The sequence below is a fragment of the Burkholderia sp. BCC0405 genome (assembly GCF_902833075.1).
Lineage (GTDB): Bacteria > Pseudomonadota > Gammaproteobacteria > Burkholderiales > Burkholderiaceae > Burkholderia.
In genome coordinates, this window is the sequence record NZ_CADFEO010000004.1 from 351,702 (window position 1) to 365,199 (window position 13,498).

Annotated in this window: 12 protein-coding genes; all 12 read left to right on the top strand. The window is 65.6% G+C overall.

Translation table 11 applies throughout. The features are described from left to right. Positions 1-95 precede the first annotated feature (95 nt). The 12 genes from hpnJ to astD all read left to right on the top strand — a co-directional run bounded on the left by hpnJ (position 96) and on the right by astD (position 13,486). Positions 96-1,538, top strand: coding sequence for a hopanoid biosynthesis associated radical SAM protein HpnJ (gene hpnJ / locus HWX36_RS09020; RefSeq protein WP_306426965.1), 1,443 nt, complete (start codon positions 96-98; stop codon positions 1,536-1,538). A 3-nt stretch (positions 1,539-1,541) separates the two neighbouring features. Continuing rightward, positions 1,542-2,426, top strand: a complete 885-nt coding sequence (hpnK, locus tag HWX36_RS09025; protein ID WP_175951764.1) for a hopanoid biosynthesis-associated protein HpnK — start codon at positions 1,542-1,544, stop codon at positions 2,424-2,426. Further along, complete coding sequence (locus HWX36_RS09030; protein ID WP_175951765.1) at positions 2,423-3,457, top strand: HpnL family protein; 1,035 nt, start codon at positions 2,423-2,425, stop codon at positions 3,455-3,457. Before hpnK ends, HWX36_RS09030 begins: the two co-directional genes overlap by 4 nt. An 87-nt stretch (positions 3,458-3,544) precedes the next feature. Then, complete coding sequence (locus HWX36_RS09035; RefSeq protein WP_043182057.1) at positions 3,545-4,102, top strand: lipoprotein; 558 nt, start codon at positions 3,545-3,547, stop codon at positions 4,100-4,102. 276 nt (positions 4,103-4,378) lie between these two features. Continuing rightward, positions 4,379-5,068 carry a histidine ABC transporter permease HisQ gene (gene hisQ, locus HWX36_RS09040; protein WP_175951766.1) on the top strand — a complete coding sequence of 230 codons (690 nt, stop codon included), beginning with the start codon at positions 4,379-4,381 and terminating at the stop codon, positions 5,066-5,068. Then, positions 5,065-5,778 (top strand): ABC transporter permease, encoded by a 714-nt coding sequence (locus tag HWX36_RS09045; protein WP_043182061.1) that lies wholly within the window; start codon positions 5,065-5,067, stop codon positions 5,776-5,778. The genes hisQ and HWX36_RS09045 overlap by 4 nt, the downstream gene beginning before the upstream one ends. A gap of 20 nt (positions 5,779-5,798) precedes the next feature. Beyond that, entirely contained in the window at positions 5,799-6,599 is an 801-nt protein-coding gene (locus HWX36_RS09050) for an ABC transporter ATP-binding protein (protein WP_175951767.1), read from the top strand. Between the two features lie 22 nt (positions 6,600-6,621). Further along, complete coding sequence (locus HWX36_RS09055; protein WP_175951768.1) at positions 6,622-7,659, top strand: GlxA family transcriptional regulator; 1,038 nt, start codon at positions 6,622-6,624, stop codon at positions 7,657-7,659. 1,012 nt (positions 7,660-8,671) lie between these two features. Beyond that, positions 8,672-9,904, top strand: coding sequence for an aspartate aminotransferase family protein (locus HWX36_RS09060; protein WP_175951769.1), 1,233 nt, complete (start codon positions 8,672-8,674; stop codon positions 9,902-9,904). Between the two features lie 30 nt (positions 9,905-9,934). Beyond that, entirely contained in the window at positions 9,935-10,987 is a 1,053-nt protein-coding gene (aruF, locus tag HWX36_RS09065; RefSeq protein ID WP_175951770.1) for an arginine/ornithine succinyltransferase subunit alpha, read from the top strand. Continuing rightward, entirely contained in the window at positions 10,984-12,015 is a 1,032-nt protein-coding gene (astA, locus tag HWX36_RS09070; RefSeq protein WP_175951771.1) for an arginine N-succinyltransferase, read from the top strand. Before aruF ends, astA begins: the two co-directional genes overlap by 4 nt. 7 nt (positions 12,016-12,022) lie before the next feature. Beyond that, the gene (astD, locus tag HWX36_RS09075; RefSeq protein ID WP_175951772.1) at positions 12,023-13,486 is read left to right on the top strand and encodes a succinylglutamate-semialdehyde dehydrogenase; all 1,464 of its coding nucleotides are present in this window, start codon (positions 12,023-12,025) and stop codon (positions 13,484-13,486) included. Positions 13,487-13,498: the final 12 nt, after the last annotated feature.

Here is a 13,498-nt window from a genome sequence, read left to right on the forward strand (position 1 = left end):
GCGCGGCGAGGCCGCGCGGCGCGACATGACAGAGAGGCGGGCGCCGGTACGGCGGCCCGCGGTTTTTTGACTGAATCGTTGTGACGAATCGAACTATGCAGGCTACCGGAGCATTCATGAAAACGCTGTTCTTGCAGGCCCCTTCGTATGACGGCTTCGACGGCGGAGCCGGCTCGCGCTATCAGGCGAAGCGCGAAATCCGTTCCTTCTGGTACCCGACGTGGCTTGCGCAGCCGGCCGCGCTCGTGCCGGGCAGCCGCGTCGTCGACGCACCGGCCGACGGCCTGTCGGTCGAGGAAACGCTGAAGATCGCGAACGACTACGACCTCGTGATCATCCACACGAGCACGCCGTCGTTCCCGACCGACGCGATGTTCGCGCAGGATCTCAAGAAGATGAAGCCGTCGATGCTGGTCGGCATGGTGGGCGCGAAGGTGATGGTCGATCCGCACAACTCGCTCACGGCGAGCGAGGCAATCGACTTCGTGTGCCGCGAGGAATTCGACTACACCTGCAAGGAAATCGCCGAAGGCAAGCCGTTCCCCGAGATCAAGGGCTTGAGCTGGCGCGCGAAGGACGGCTCGATCGAGCACAACGAAGCGCGTCCGATCCTCGAGAACATGGACGAACTGCCGTTCGTCGCGCCCGTCTACAAGCGCGACCTGAAGATCGACAACTACTTCATCGGCTACCTCAACTATCCGTACGTATCGATCTATACGGGCCGCGGCTGCAAGTCGCGCTGCACGTTCTGCCTGTGGCCGCAGACGGTCAGCGGCCATCGCTATCGCACGCGTTCGGTCGAGAACGTGCTCGCGGAAGCGAAGTGGATCCGCGACAACATGCCGGAAGTGAAGGAACTGATGTTCGACGACGACACCTTCACCGACGACCTGCCGCGCGCTGAGGCCATCGCCATCGGCCTGGGCAAGCTCGGCATGACGTGGTCGTGCAACGCGAAGGCGAACGTGCCGTACAAGACGCTCAAGGTCATGAAGGAAAACGGCCTGCGCCTGCTGCTGGTCGGCTTCGAATCCGGCGACGACCAGATCCTCGTGAACATCAAGAAGGGCGTGCGCACCGATTTCGCGCGCCGTTTCAGCGCGGACTGCAAGAAACTCGGCATCAAGATCCACGGCACCTTCATCCTCGGCCTGCCGGGCGAGACGCAGGAGACCATCAAGAAGACGATCGAGTACGCGAAGGAAATCAATCCGCACACGATCCAGGTGTCGCTCGCCGCGCCGTATCCGGGCACGACGCTCTACAAGCAGGCCGTGGAAAACGGCTGGATGGAAGAGAACAAGACCATCAACCTGGTGAGCAAGGAAGGCGTGCAGCTCGCGGCGATCGGCTATGCGCACCTGTCGCGCGACGAGATCTATCACCATCTCGAGCAGTTCTATCGCCAGTTCTACTTCCGTCCGTCGAAGATCTGGGAGATCGTCCGCGAGATGCTGACGAGCTGGGACATGATGAAGCGCCGCCTGCGCGAAGGCGTCGAGTTCTTTCGCTTCCTGCGCGCACACGAGGCCTGATTCGTGGCGACGCAGCGGGCGGCGCGGGCGCTGATCTACACCGCGGACGACTTCGGGCTGCACCCGCGCGTCAACGCGGCGGTCGAGCGCGCACACCGCGACGGCGTGCTGAACGCCGCCAGCCTGATGGTCGGCGCGCCCGCCGCGCAGGATGCGATCGAGCGCGCGCGGCGGTTGCCGTCGCTCGCGGTCGGCCTGCATCTCGTCCTCGCGGACGGGCCGGCCACGCTGCCCGCGCATGAGATTCCCGCGCTCGTCGGCCCCGACGGGCGCTTCGGCGATGCGATGGCGAAGGACGGCTGCCGCTTTTTCTTCCTGCCGCACGTGCGGGCGCAGCTGCGCCGCGAGATTCGCGCGCAGTTCGACGCGTTCGCGGCGAGCGGCCTGCCGCTCGACCACGTGAACGCGCACAAGCATTTCCACCTGCATCCGACCGTGCTGTCGATGATCATCGAGATCGGCCGCGACTACGGGCTGCGCGCGGTGCGGCTGCCGTACGAGACGAGCGCACCCGCGCTGCTCAAGCCGTGGATCGCGCTCGTGCGCGCGCGGCTCGACCGCGCGGGGCTCGCGCACAACGACTACGTGGTCGGGATCGAGCATACGGGCGCGATGGACGAGGCCGTGCTGCTCGACGCGCTGGCCAAGCTGCCGCCGGGCGTCGGCGAGATTTACTGCCATCCGGCCGAAGCCGGCGACGGCCCGATCACGCCGACGATGGCCGGCTACCGTCCGGTGGACGAACTCGACGCGCTGCTGTCGCCGCGTGTCGCGGCCGCGCTGAAGGCCGCCGGCGTCGCGACCGGCGGCTTTGCCGAGGTGTTCGGTCAGCCCGCGGCACGGCGCGGCGCACAAACGTCGCGTGCACCGGGGGCGCAGCCGTCATGACCAAGTGGATCAAATGGCTCGGCTGGCCGCTCGGTATCGGCATCCTGCTCGCGCTGGGGCTGCATGAAGGTATCGGCGACGTGTCGCAGATGCTCGCGCGCGCCGGTTACGCGCTGCTGTGGCTCGTGCCGTTCCATGCGCTGCCGCTGCTGCTCGATGCATATGCGTGGCACTTGCTGCTCGACAAGCGCTCGTCGCTGCCGTTCCTGTGGTGGATTGCCACTGTCCGCGAAGCGGTGAACCGGCTGCTGCCGGTGGTCGGGATCGGCGGCGAGCTGGTCGGCATCCGGCTTGCGCGCTGGCAGGTGCCCGACGCGAGCCGCGTGACGGCGTCGGTGATCGTCGAGGTGCTCGTGACGATCGTCGTCCAGTATGCGTTCGCGACGCTCGGCCTCGTGCTGCTTCTTGCGACAACGGACAACATGGGCGGCGGCACGATCGGCCTCGCGCTGCTGCTCACGCTGCCGCTGCCGGTGCTCGGCGTCGTGCTGATGCGTCGCGGCGGCATCTTCCATGCGATCGAGCGTTTCGCGGGCCGCCTGCTCGGCGATTCGCACCGGCTGCTGCAGGGTGTCGACGGCAAGCGGCTCGATGCCGACATCGATGGGCTGATGTCGCGCACGGGCCTGCTGTTCAGCGCATTCTTCTGGCAGCTGGCCGGCTATGTGCTCGGCGCGCTCGAGATCTACTGGGCGCTCGCGCTGCTCGGCCATCCGGTGTCGATCGGCGGCGCGATCGCGATCGAGGCGATGACGCAGGCCGTGCGTCATGCGGCGTTCATGGTGCCGGGCGGCCTCGGCGTGCAGGAGGCGACCGTCGTGCTGCTCGCGCAGATGTTCGGCGTCGACCGCGAGACGGCGCTGTCGCTCGCGCTGGTCAAGCGCGGCCGCGAGGTGCTGTTCGGCTGCCTGGCGCTCGGTTCGTGGCAGCTTGCCGAACTCGTGCGCACGCGGCGCCGCATCGGTGTGCCGCCGGCCGCGCCGCAAGCGACGAGCCGCGTGGCCGAGACCGAAACCGAAACGATGCATTGAACACGAGACGGACCGCGCGCCCGTCTCGCGCTTTTGGCGTCGCGCGGGTATCCTTGGCGCGTGTTTTCTCGACGCGCATTTCTTCCGATGAATTTCCGTTTCCGGCTGCTTCCCGTCACGATGCTGGCCGCCGCGCTGGCGCTGACCGGCTGCGACGACAAGCAAGGCAACCTCGACGTGCAACGTATCAGGGACTTCTTCAACGCGATCAAGCCCGCGCCGCTGCTGCTGAAGGGGCTGAAGGTCGGCGAATCGACCGAGGCCGACGTGCGCGGCACGATGGGCAAGCCCGAGACCGAGCGCGACTTCACCGATGGCTCGAAGCGTCTCGAATACCCGCGCGGCCCGATGGGCAACCAGACGTGGTTCGTCGATCTCGATGCGAACGGCCGCTATACGGGCGCGACGCAGGTGCTGACCGCCGAGAATTTCGCGAAGGTGCGCCCGGGGATGAACGAGGACGAGGTGCGGCGCCTGCTCGGCAAGCCGGGCGACATCGCGCAGTATCCGCTCAAGCCCGAGACGGTGTGGAGCTGGCGCTGGCTCGAGGACGGCGTCAACACCGACGCATTCTTCAACGTCCATTTCGGCCCGGACGGGCTTGTCTATACGACTTCGCGCTCCGACATCCTGAAGGGGCGATAACCGCAGCCGCAGCCCGCTTCGGCGCTATATCGAAAAAGCGACCGGAAAATTGCAAAAAGTCCGCTTCCCTGCCCGTTATCCGGTTGTCAGGGAGCGGCTTTTCTCCTTTTGAAACAGCGGTGTAGGCCAACGTCGTAAATGGTGGGGCGGATTGTTGCGGCGCAGCAATCGCATGCAAGGTGATTTGAGACAATCAATTTCGCTTGCGACTATCCGCGTCAGCCCGGCGCGGGACAGGCATACGCGTCGGCATCCATTCCAACTCTGGAGACGCGCGTGTTCCTTTACGGCTTTGGTCCCGTCCTCTGGGCCGGCACCGTGCAGACCATCGAGCTGTCGGTGCTGTCGCTCGCCACTGCGGTGGCGCTGGGGCTGATCGGCGCGGTGGTGAAGCTGTCGCACAACCGGGTGCTGCGAGCGATCGCGACCGGTTATACGACGCTGATCCGCTCGGTGCCCGATCTCGTCCTGATGCTGCTGTTGTTCTACAGCATCCAGATCTGGCTGAACCAGTTCACCGACTTCGTCGGCTGGGACCAGATCGACATCGACCCGTTCGTGGCCGGCGTGCTGACGCTCGGCTTCATCTACGGCGCGTACTTCACCGAGACGTTCCGCGGCGCGTTCCTGTCGGTGCCGCGCGGCCAGCTCGAAGCCGGTGCGGCTTACGGGATGAGCGGCGCGCGCGTGTTCGCGCGGATCATGTTTCCGCAGATGATGCGCTTTGCATTGCCCGGGATCGGGAACAACTGGCAGGTGCTCGTGAAGGCCACCGCGCTGGTGTCGATCATCGGCCTGGCGGACGTCGTGAAGGCCGCGCAGGACGCCGGCAAGAGCACGTTCAACATGTTCTTCTTCATCCTCGTCGCGGCGCTGATCTATCTCGCGATCACGACCGTTTCCAACCTCGTGCTGATCCAGCTCGAGAAGCGATATTCCATGGGCGTGCGGCACGCAGAACTATGATCGAGATCCTTCAGGAATTCGGCCAGGCGTTCCTTTACTGGGACGGCCAGCGCCTCTCCGGCCTCGCGGTGACGCTGTGGCTGCTCGTCGCGTCGATTTCGCTCGGCTTCGTGTGCGCGGTGCCGCTCGCGGTTGCGCGCGTGTCGAGGAACAAGTGGGTGTCGACGCCGGTGCGGTTCTACACGTACGTATTCCGCGGCACGCCGCTCTACGTGCAGTTGCTGCTGCTGTACACGGGCATGTACAGCCTCGAGTTCGTGCGTTCGCATTCGCTGCTCGATGCGTTCTTCCGAAGCGGCTTCAACTGCGCGATTCTCGCGTTCGCGCTGAACACCTGCGCGTACACGACGGAGATCTTCGCGGGGGCGATCCGCGCGATTCCGCACGGCGAGGTCGAGGCCGCGCGCGCATACGGGATGTCGCCGTTCACGATGTACCGCCGCGTGATCCTGCCGTCGGCGCTGCGCCGCGCGCTGCCGCTGTACAGCAATGAGGTGATCCTGATGCTGCACGCGACGACCGTTGCGTTCACGGCGACCGTACCGGACATCCTGAAGGTCGCGCGCGACGCGAATTCCGCGACCTACATGGCGTTCCAGTCGTTCGGAATCGCCGCGCTGATCTATCTTGCGGTATCTTTCGCACTCGTCGCGGCGTTTCGCCGCGCGGAGCGCCACTGGCTTGCGTATCTCGCGGCCGCCCGTCATTGAATCACTTCGAGGAGAGCCAGTTGGCCGAGATCACTCAAACGAGCGCTGCCGCTTCCGTCAAGCTTGCCGCGATCGACATTCACAAGCGCTATGGCGACAACGAGGTGCTCAAGGGCGTGTCGCTGAACGCGAAGGCCGGTGACGTCATCAGCATCATCGGCGCGAGCGGCTCGGGCAAGAGCACGTTCCTGCGCTGCATCAATTTTCTCGAACGGCCGAATGCGGGGCAGATCGTCGTCGACGGCGAGACCGTGCGCACGAAGACCGACCGCGCCGGCGCGCTCGAAGTCGCCGATCACAAGCAGCTTCAGCGTATCCGCACGAAGCTTGCGATGGTGTTCCAGCACTTCAATCTGTGGGCGCACATGAACGTGCTCGAGAACGTGATGGAAGCGCCGGTGCACGTGCTCGGCATTTCGAAGAAGGAAGCCGAGGAGCGTGCACGCGCGTATCTCGAGAAAGTCGGCCTCGCGCCGCGCGTCGAGAAGCAGTATCCGTCGCACCTGTCGGGCGGTCAGCAGCAGCGCGTCGCGATTGCGCGTGCGCTGGCGATGCATCCGGACGTGATGCTGTTCGACGAGCCGACGTCGGCGCTCGACCCCGAGCTGGTGGGCGAAGTGCTGAAGGTGATGCAGAAGCTTGCGGAGGAAGGCCGCACGATGATCGTCGTCACGCACGAGATGGGCTTCGCGCGCAACGTGTCGAATCACGTGATGTTCCTGCACCAGGGGCGGACCGAGGAAGAGGGCGATCCGAAGGAGGTGCTGGTGCGCCCGCAGAGCGAGCGGCTCAAGCAGTTCCTGTCGGGCAGTCTCAAGTAACGCGACAGGGCAGGTTTCAACCGTGGTACCGGTGTCTCGTCCCGCAGGCGCTACCCGCACGACGCAGGTGGCGATCGTTGCATTGCCGCCCGTGTCGATGTCGGGCGTGGGGCCGATCGTCGATGCGTTGAACCTCGCGAACGAGATCGACGGGCGGCTGCTGTATCGCTGGCAGGTGTGTTCGTGGGACGGGCGACCCGTGACGCTCGCGGGCGGCGCGCAATGGCATGCCGATGCGGCGTTCAACGATGCGATCGCGTGCGACTGGCTGATCGTCGTGTCCGAGCGGTTCCAGCAGTTCGCCGATTACCGGCTGTTTCTCGCGAGTCTCGCGCGGGTCGGGCAGCGCACGCCGGTCGTGACCGGCATTCATCATGGCGTGTGGTGGCTGGCGATGGCCGGGCAGCTTTCCGGGTATCGCGTGAGCGTGAACTGGGAAACGTATCAGCAGTTCGCAGAGCAGTTCGAGCGCTCGATCGTCACGCAGCAGATCTTCGAGATCGATCGGGATCGCGCGACGTGCGCGGGTGGGCAGGCTACCGTGGATTTCATGCTGGCCATGATTGGCCGGGAGCATGGGCCCGATCTCGGTGAGCGGATTGCCGATGCGCTCGGTGCGGGGACTTTGCGGAGTGGCGAGGAACGCCAGCGGATTCCTTTTGTGACCGCGCCCGGCGAGCGGCATCCGCGGTTGAACGATGCGTTGCTGTTGATGGAAGCCAATATCGAGGATCCCCTGACTACCGATGAGATCGCCGAATTGGTCGGCGTTTCGCGCCGACAGTTAGAGCGGTTGTTTCGGCAGTATCTTGGGGCGATGCCCTCGAAGTATTACCTCAATCTTCGGTTGCTCAAGGCTCGGACCCAGTTGCAGCGCACGAGCAAATCGGTCGTGCAGGTGAGTCTTGCCTGTGGGTTTTCTTCTGCTGCGCACTTTTCCAATGCCTATCGGGAAAGGTTCGGCGTGACGCCTCGCGAGGACCGGCGAGCGTGGCTCGAAAAGCAGACCGGGGGGGAGCCTCGCGGGGGCGCGTTGGTTGAGCGGGAGGGGAAGGATTGATTCGGGGTTTGCTTGCGGTTTTCGTGAAGTGCCTGTGATGGTGTCGGTCTATTAGCGTCGCCCCTGCGCGGGGCGGCGGTTACTTTTCTTTGTCTTGCCAAAGAAAAGTAACCAAAAGAAAGGCGCTGTGAAAACGCATGACTTCCCGGTGCCGTGGTCATCGGAGTGGCCCGCGCCTAAGTGTCCGCGCCAGTCAGGAAACCGGAGTGGTTCGAGCAATGGTTCTGACACCACTCACCACCCGACAGAGCGGTATACCGCCCGCAAGCTCCATCCTCGCTACGCTCGGCTGCAAGGTGCCTCAAATCGCGCGGCTGGCACTTATGTGCTTCCGCCCGCGCGGCGCGCCGGGTCCGATATTCTGACCGATTACGCCCCTCTGACGACCGGGCCGGTTGCCTGTTATCGCTGCTCAACTGCGCTATGAGGGCGCGTGTTTCCGTGTTGGTGAGTACGTCCCTCTTTTTCTGCAGCGAGAGGTGAGGACCGCGTACGTATCGGGTTTGGGGTGATCTTTCGATCGTGCTGCTTGAGCGGTGTGAACCTGTCGACCGAGCGAAGCGAGGGCGGAGCTTGCGGGCGGTATACCGCTCTGTCGGGTGGTGAGTGGTGTCAGAACCATTGCTCGAACCACTCCGGTTTCCTGACTGGCGCGGACACTTAGGCGCGGGCCACTCCGATGACCACGGCACCGGGAAGTCATGCGTTTTCACAGCGCCTTTCTTTTGGTTACTTTTCTTTGGCAAGACAAAGAAAAGTAACCGCCGCCCCGCGCAGGGGCAACGCTAATAGACCGACACCATCACAGGTGCTTCACGAAAACCGCAAGCAAACCACCCAAAACCCCCAAAAAAAACGAGACACGAAAACACGACCTCCCCCCGCCGAAAGGGCAAAATAAAGCGACCTATCCGCTTCCGATAGAACCCGTCGCAATTCCGCAAGACGCTTGCGTCACCCTTCCCTAAACTTGATCCTGTTGAACCCTCTTACGAAACCGAAAGGAACGACCATGACGACCTCGACCGTGACCCGCCAGACATTCGATGAAGTGATGGTGCCGGTATTTTCCCCCGCGCCGTTCGTGCCGGATCGCGCAGAGGGCTCCCGCGTGTGGGACACGGCCGGCCGCGAATACATCGATTTCGCGTGCGGTATCGCCGTGACGTCGCTCGGCCACGGCCACCCGGAACTGCTGAAAGTCCTGGACGAACAAAGCCGCAAGCTCTGGCACATCGGCAATGGCTACACGAACGAGCCGGTGCTGCGCCTCGCAAAGCGCCTCGAATCGCTGACCTTCGCCGACCGCGCATTCTTCGCGAACTCGGGCGCGGAAGCGAACGAAGCCGCACTGAAGCTCGCTCGCCGAGTCGCATTCGATCGCCACGGCGCCGATAAAGCCGAAATCATCTCGTTCGTGCAGTCGTTCCACGGCCGCACGTTCTTCACGGTCAGCGTCGGCGGCCAGCCGAAGTACTCGGAAGGCTTTGGCCCCGTGCCGGCCGGCATCACGCACCTCCCATACAACGACATCGAAGCCGCCAAGGCCGCGATCGGCCCGCAAACCTGCGCGGTGATCGTCGAGCCCGTGCAAGGCGAAGGCGGCGTGATCCCGGCCGATCCGGCCTTCCTGAAGGCGCTGCGCGAAGCCTGCGACGCCAACGACGCACTGCTGATTTTCGACGAAGTGCAAACGGGCGTCGGCCGCACGGGCCAGTTCTACGCTTACATGGATACCGGCGTCACGCCGGACATCCTGACGACCGCGAAGGCGCTCGGCAACGGCTTCCCGATCGGCGCGATGCTGACGACGAACGAACTGGCCGCGCACTTCAAGGTCGGCGTGCACGGCACGACGTACGGCGGCAACCCGCTCGCATCGGCAATCGCCGACAAGGTCGTCGAACTGATCGGCGACCCGGCACTGCTCGAAGGCGTGCGCGAACGCAGCGTGCGCCTGAAGGGCGCGCTCGAGCGCATCAACGCGCGCTTCGGCATCTTCAAGGACATCCGCGGCAAGGGCCTGCTCGTCGGCGCCGAACTCACCGCCGCGTTCGACGGCCGCGCGAAGGACTTCGTCACCGCAGCAGCAGAGAACGGCCTGATCATGCTGATCGCCGGCCCGAACGTGCTGCGCTTCGTCCCGTCGCTGGTGATCCCGTTCGACCTGCTCGACGAAGGCGTGAAGCGCTTCGAGAAGGCCGTCGAACAAGTGCTCGCCGCCCAGGAAGCCACCGCGCGCTGATCGGCGCACCCATCGCAGACAGGAACGACGATGCTATTTGTTCGCCCCGGCAAACTCACGGATCTCGATGCGCTCGCGCACATGGCGCGCACCGCGCAGCCGGTCCTGCACTCGCTGCCGCACGACCGCGCGGCGCTCGAGGCGCGCGTGGCGCTCTCCGAGGATTCGTTTCGCGCGGACGTCGACTTCGCCGGCGAGGAGTTCTACCTCTTCGTGCTCGAGGATTCGTCGACCGGCAAGCTGCTCGGCACGGCGAGCATCGTGGCCGCGGCCGGCTACTCGGAACCATTCTACGCATTCCGAAACGACGCGCTGATCCACGCGTCGCGCGAGCTGCACGTGAACCGCAAGATCCACGCGCTCACGATGTCGCACGAGCTGACCGGCAAGAGCCGGCTGGCGGGCTTCTACGTCGATCCGTCGCTGCGCGGCGACGCGGCCGCGCACCTGATCTCGCGTGCGCGGATGATGTACATCGCCGCGAACCGCCGCCGCTTCACGCCGGAAGTGTTCACGCTGCTGCTCGGCGTGAGCGACGGCAACGGCGCATCGCCGTTCTGGGAAGCGGTGGGGCGCAAGTTCTTCGGCCGCAACTTCACCGACGTCGACATCGCGTCGGGCGGCCGCAGCCGCACCTTCATCGCGGAAGTGATGCCGGCGTATCCGCTCTACGTGCCGCTGCTGCCGGAAGCCGCGCAGCGCGTGCTCGGCGAGCCGAACGAATCGGCGCTGCTCGCGTACGACATCCATCTCGAGGAAGGCTTCGAGCCCGACCGCTTCGTCGACATCTTCGACGCGGGCCCGGTGCTGACCGCACAGGTCGATCGCACCGCGTGCGTGAAGCACGGCGCCGAGCGCATCGTGCGCGAGGCCGCGCACCAGCAGGGCGATGTCGCATACATGGTGTCGACGGGCAGCGGCGAATCGTTCCGCTGCGTGCTGGCCGACCTGCCGGCCGATGCGGGTGACGCGCCGCTGGCCGGCGACGTGCGCGCGGCGCTCGATGTGAAGGATGGCGATGTCGTGCGCTGCGTGCCGCTGCATCGCCGCGACGAGGAAGATTTGAAGGGAGACGCAGCATGATCGTCGTTCGGGTCGTACAAACGGGCGACGTCGACGCGCTCGTGTCGCTCGCGAAGGAAACCGGGCCGGGCCTGACCACGTTCAAGCCCGACCGCGACGCGCTCGCCGCGCGCATCGAGCGCACGCGCCGCACGCTGGCAGGCGAGGCGGCGCCCGGCGAAGCCGGCTACTTCTTCGTGATGGAAGAATCGAAGACGGGCGACATTGCAGGCGTGTGCGGGATCGAGACGCAGGTCGGCCTCGAACAGCCGTTCTACAACTACCGCGTGAGCACGGTCGTGCACGCGAGCCAGGAGCTCGGCGTGTGGACGCGGATGTCCGCGCTGAACATCTCGCACGACCTGACGGGCTATGCGGAAGTGTGCTCGCTGTTCCTGAGCCCGCGCTATCGCACGGGCGGCGTGGGCGGCCTGCTGTCGCGCTCGCGCTTCATGTTCATCGCGCAGTTCCGCGAGCGCTTTCCGGAGCGCATCTGCGCGGAATTGCGCGGCCACTTCGACGAAGACGGTACGTCGCCGTTCTGGCGCGCGGTCGGTTCGCACTTCTACCAGATCGATTTCAACGCAGCCGACTATCTCAGCTCGCACGGCCGCAAGTCGTTCCTCGCGGAACTGATGCCGCGCTACCCGGTGTACGTCGACCTGCTGCCGCAGGACGCGCAGGACGCGGTCGGTCTCACGCATCGCGACACGCTGCCGGCCCGCAAGATGCTCGAAGCGGAAGGGCTGCGCTACCAGAATCACGTCGACATCTTCGACGCGGGCCCGGTGCTCGAATGCCACGTCAATGACCTGCGCACGGTGCGCGAGAGCGTCGTCGTGCCGGTCGCGATCGGCGTGCCGGATGCGCGAGAGGATGCACCGAAGTCGCTCGTGTCGAACACGTCGCTCACCGATTTCCGCGTCGGCGTCGCGCCGGGCGTGGTCGCGAACGGCTCGTTCGTGCTGTCGGCCGACGATGCCGTCGCGCTCGACGTGAAGGCCGGCGATCCGGTGCGCGTGCTGCCGCTCAAAGTCAAACAGGGATAAACGAATCATGACGGAACTCTTCATCGACGGCGCCTGGGTCGCAGGCTCGGGCCCCGTGTTCGCTTCGCGCAACCCGGGCACCGACGAGATCGCGTGGCAGGGCGCAAGCGCGTCGGCGGCCGACGTCGACCGCGCGGTCGCGAGCGCGCGCCGCGCATTCGCCGGCTGGTCGGCGCTCGACTTCGAATCGCGCTGCGCGATCGTCAAGCGATTCGCCGCGCTGCTCAACGAGCGCAAGGAAGCGATCGCGACCGCGATCGGCCGCGAGACGGGCAAGCCGCTGTGGGAGGCGCGCACCGAAGTCGCGTCGATGGCCGCGAAGGTCGGCATCTCGATCCAGGCCTACCAGGAACGCACCGGCGAGAAGCGCCAGGACATGGCCGACGGCGTCGCGGTGCTGCGTCACCGCCCGCACGGCGTCGTCGCGGTGTTCGGCCCGTACAACTTCCCCGGCCACTTGCCGAACGGCCATATCGTGCCCGCGCTGATCGCCGGCAATGCGGTCGTGTTCAAGCCGTCGGAGCTCGCACCGGGCGTCGCGCGCGCGACGGTCGAAGTGTGGAAGGAGGCCGGGCTGCCGGACGGCGTGCTGAACCTCGTGCAGGGCGAGAAGGATACCGGCATCGCGCTCGCGAACCATCGGCAGATCGACGGGTTGTTCTTCACGGGCAGCTCGGACACCGGCACGCTGCTGCACAAGCAGTTCGGCGGCCGTCCGGAAATCGTGCTCGCGCTCGAGATGGGCGGCAACAACCCGCTCGTGATCGGCGAAGTCGAAGATATCGACGCGGCCGTCCATCACACGATCCAGTCGGCGTTCCTGTCGGCCGGCCAGCGCTGCACGTGCGCACGCCGCATCTTCGTGCCGCAGGGCGCGTTCGGCGATCGCTTCCTCGCGCGCTTCGCCGACGTCACGTCGAAGATCACGGCCGACGTGTTCGACGCCGATCCGCAGCCGTTCATGGGTGCGGTGATCTCGGCGCGGGCGGCGGCGAAGCTCGTCGACGCGCAGTCGCACCTGATCGAGCAGGGCGCGAAGCCGATCATCGCGATGACGCAGCGCGATCCGCGCCTCGGCTTCGTGAACGCGGCGATCGTCGACGTGACGGGCGTCGCGAACCTGCCGGACGAAGAACACTTCGGCCCGCTCGCGCAGATCGTGCGCTACGCGACGTTCGACGAAGCGATCGAGCGCGCGAACGACACGGCGTTCGGCCTGTCCGCCGGCCTGCTTGCCGACGACGCGAAGGCATGGGAGCACTTCCGTCGCACGATTCGCGCCGGGATCGTCAACTGGAACCGGCCGACCAACGGCGCATCGTCCGCCGCGCCGTTCGGCGGCACCGGCCGCTCGGGCAACCACCGCCCGAGCGCGTACTACGCGGCCGACTATTGCGCGTATCCGATGGCGTCGGTGGAAAGCACGCAACTGACCTTGCCCGCGAGCCTGTCGCCGGGCCTGCATTTCTGATCGAGGGAACGA

Excerpts from the sequence above, each read along its gene's own strand:
- astD (WP_175951772.1), top strand. The coding sequence starts at position 12,023 with ATGACGGAACTCTTCATCGACGGCGCCTGGGTCGCAGGCTCGGGCCCC.
- HWX36_RS09060 (WP_175951769.1), top strand. The coding sequence starts at position 8,672 with ATGACGACCTCGACCGTGACCCGCCAGACATTCGATGAAGTGATGGTG.
- hpnJ (WP_306426965.1), top strand. The coding sequence starts at position 96 with ATGCAGGCTACCGGAGCATTCATGAAAACGCTGTTCTTGCAGGCCCCT.
- HWX36_RS09030 (WP_175951765.1), top strand. The coding sequence starts at position 2,423 with ATGACCAAGTGGATCAAATGGCTCGGCTGGCCGCTCGGTATCGGCATC.
- HWX36_RS09035 (WP_043182057.1), top strand. The coding sequence starts at position 3,545 with ATGAATTTCCGTTTCCGGCTGCTTCCCGTCACGATGCTGGCCGCCGCG.
- aruF (WP_175951770.1), top strand. The coding sequence starts at position 9,935 with ATGCTATTTGTTCGCCCCGGCAAACTCACGGATCTCGATGCGCTCGCG.
- astA (WP_175951771.1), top strand. The coding sequence starts at position 10,984 with ATGATCGTCGTTCGGGTCGTACAAACGGGCGACGTCGACGCGCTCGTG.
- HWX36_RS09045 (WP_043182061.1), top strand. The coding sequence starts at position 5,065 with ATGATCGAGATCCTTCAGGAATTCGGCCAGGCGTTCCTTTACTGGGAC.